2 protein-coding genes are annotated in these 2729 nt (G+C 70.0%); one reads left to right on the plus strand and one right to left on the minus strand.

The window, feature by feature from the left end; translation table 11 throughout:
- Positions 1-100 precede the first annotated feature (100 nt).
- Positions 101-1393: an extracellular solute-binding protein gene (locus tag AC07AL_RS33020; RefSeq protein WP_363586950.1), complete on the minus strand. Its 1293-nt coding sequence runs from the start codon at positions 1391-1393 to the stop codon at positions 101-103.
- Positions 1394-1730: 337 nt separating this feature from the next.
- Between AC07AL_RS33020 and AC07AL_RS33025 the strand changes: the two genes are divergently transcribed.
- Positions 1731-2522 (plus strand): GntR family transcriptional regulator, encoded by a 792-nt coding sequence (locus AC07AL_RS33025; RefSeq protein WP_244293370.1) that lies wholly within the window; start codon positions 1731-1733, stop codon positions 2520-2522.
- Positions 2523-2729: the final 207 nt, after the last annotated feature.

A 2729-nucleotide genomic window follows, 5' to 3' on the forward strand; every position in this document is an offset into this window, starting at 1 on the left:
CCCCCCCCCCCCCCCCCCCCCCCCCCCCCCCCCCCCCCCCCCCCCCCCCCCCCCCCCCCCCCCCCCCCCCCCCCCCCCCCCCCCCCCCGCCGCTCGGTGCCTACTGCTTCTGGTTGAGCCGCTTCGCGATCTCGTCGTCGTACTTCTTCGCGGTGGCCGCGTAGTCGCCGCCCTGGAGGGCGGCGGTCAGGAACTCCTTGATCGGGTTCGGCTTGTCCTCGACGCTCGCCCAGTTCGGGGTGATCGGGGTGACCGCGCCGACCGCCGAGGCGGACTGGGCGGCCTTCGCGAAGTCGCCGGTGAGCTGGCTGTTCAGCGCGGCCTTGTTCGGGATGTTGCCGGCGGCGGCGACCGCACCCTCGTTCTTGTCGTTGAGGGCGATCTTCAGGAAGTCCTTGGCCATGTCGGTGTTCTTGCTCTGCGCACCGATCGCCAGGTTCGAGCCGCCGAGGAAGACGCCGGAGGGCTTGTCAGCGGTCTTGCCCGGGAGCGGGAAGAAGCCGATCTTGTCCTTCGGCATGTCCTTCTCCGCCGGGAGCTCCCAGCCGAGGGCGATCATGGTGCCGACGTTGCCCTTGCCGAAGACGTCCTTCTGCTGCGGGGTGGCCTCGTCCTTGTCCTTCGGACCGGTGGCCGAGTAGCCCTGCAGCTTCTTGTAGGTCTCGAAGGCCTTCTGCGCCTCGGGCGAGGACAGGCCGCCGACCCACTTGTCGCCGTCCTTCTTGGCGATCTTGCCGCCCTCACCGGCGAGCAGGCCGAAGTAGGTGTACCACTCCTGACCCGGCAGGTAGATCGGGTCGACGACGCCCTCGGTGGCCTTCAGCTTGTCCAGGTCGGCGTAGAACTCGTCCAGGGTCTTCGGCGCGTCGGTCAGCTGGGCCTTGGCCCAGAGGTCCTTGTTGTAGGCGACGACGCGGTTGGAGACCCACCACGGGGCGGCGAACTGCTTGCCGTCCAGCTGGGCGGCCTCGTTCTGGTTGGCGTTCCAACCGTCGCCGCCCAGGGCGGACTTGTCCTTGGTGATGTCGAGCAGGCCGCCCGAGGCGGCGTAGCCGGAGGTCTGGGTGTTGCCGAGCTCGACGACGTCGACCGAGCCCTCGGACAGCGCAGCGGTCACCTTCTGGCCGATGCCGTCCCACTCCTGGATCTGGAAGTCGACCTTGGAGCCCGGGTAGGTGGTCTCGAACTCGCTCTTGACCGCGTCGGTCCAGCCCTTCGGGGCGGAGCCGGTCATCAGCCACACCTTCAGCGTCTTGCCGCTGTAGTTCTTGGCGCCCGCCGCGGACGACGAGTTCGAACCGGCGTTGTCCTTGCTCTTGCCGTCCGAGCCACAGGCCGCCAGGCCGACGACCATTGCTGCGACGCCGACCGCCGCGATGAGCTGACGCTTCACGCCATCCTCCTGAGGGATGCCTGGGTTACCCCCGTCGGGCGGCAGCGGCAGACCCACGTAAAGCGGGGGGAAAGGTGCCGCGGACCCCTTCGAGCGGGTGGGGGGATTCATAGTGACCGGCCTAGTGGTGTAGACCAGATGCCTGGAGCTTGGCCTAGACCAATGGGCCTGTCAACGGCTGTTCGACCGATCCGGACCACCCGTTATCAAGCCGACACCGCACATCGTTCATCGCGTGATGAGGTATTCGTTCCGTAGCCATACATGCAACGATGTCACCCGTTAACTATGTGGCGGGGCCCGTAAAGGCCCCGCGAGAAGCGGGAGAACAGGTCCGATGAGCAGCGACGGGGGAACCACCGCCCAGGTCAACGACCCCGAGGTGAAAAACCTCCCGACGCAGGCCGGCGCCGACCCGACCGCGCGCGTCCCCAAGTACTACGGTCTCAAGCGCCACCTGCTCCAGCTCACCGAGACCCAGCCCGCCGGCACCCCCGTCCCGCCCGAGCGCGCGCTGGCCGCCCAGTTCGACACCTCCCGCACCACCGTGCGCCAGGCGCTGCAGGAACTGGTCGTCGAGGGCCGGCTGGAGCGCATCCAGGGCAAGGGCACCTTCGTCGCCAAGCCCAAGGTCGCCCAGGCCCTCCAGCTCACCTCCTACACCGAGGACATGCGGGCCCAGGGCCTGGAGCCCGCCTCGCGGCTGATCGAGATCGGCTACATCACCGCCGACGACCGGCTCGCCCCGCTGCTCGACATCAAGCCCGGCGGCCGGGTGCTGCGGATCGAGCGCCTGCGCCTGGCCAACGGCGACCCGATGGCCATCGAGGTCGCCCACCTGTCCGCCAAGCGCTTCCCCGCGCTGCGGCGCAACCTCGCCAAGCACAACTCGCTGTACGCGGCGCTGCGCGAGGTGTACGGGGTCACCGTGGCCGAGGCCGAGGAGACCATCGAGACCACCCTCGCCAACCCGCGCGAGGCCGGCCTGCTCGGCTCCGACCTCGGACTGCCGATGCTCCAGCTCTCCCGGCACTCCTTCGACGCCGACGGCGACCCGGTGGAGTGGGTCCGCTCGATCTACCGCGGCGACCGCTACAAGTTCATCACCCGACTCAAGCGCCCGGAGTAGTCCGGGCGAAGCAGTTCGGGGCGAAGCAGTTCGGGGCGAAGCAGTTCGGGGCGAAGCAGTCCGGGCGGGACACTCCCCCCGCGCACCACGGGCACCGGGGGGGGGGGGGGGGGGGGGGGGGGGGGGGGTGTTGTTGGGGGGGGGGGGGGGGGGGGGGGGGGGGGGGGGGGGGAGAAGGGGGAGAACAGGGGGGAGGAGGGGGGGGGC

It is taken from the genome of Kitasatospora sp. NPDC043949, from assembly GCF_056435365.1.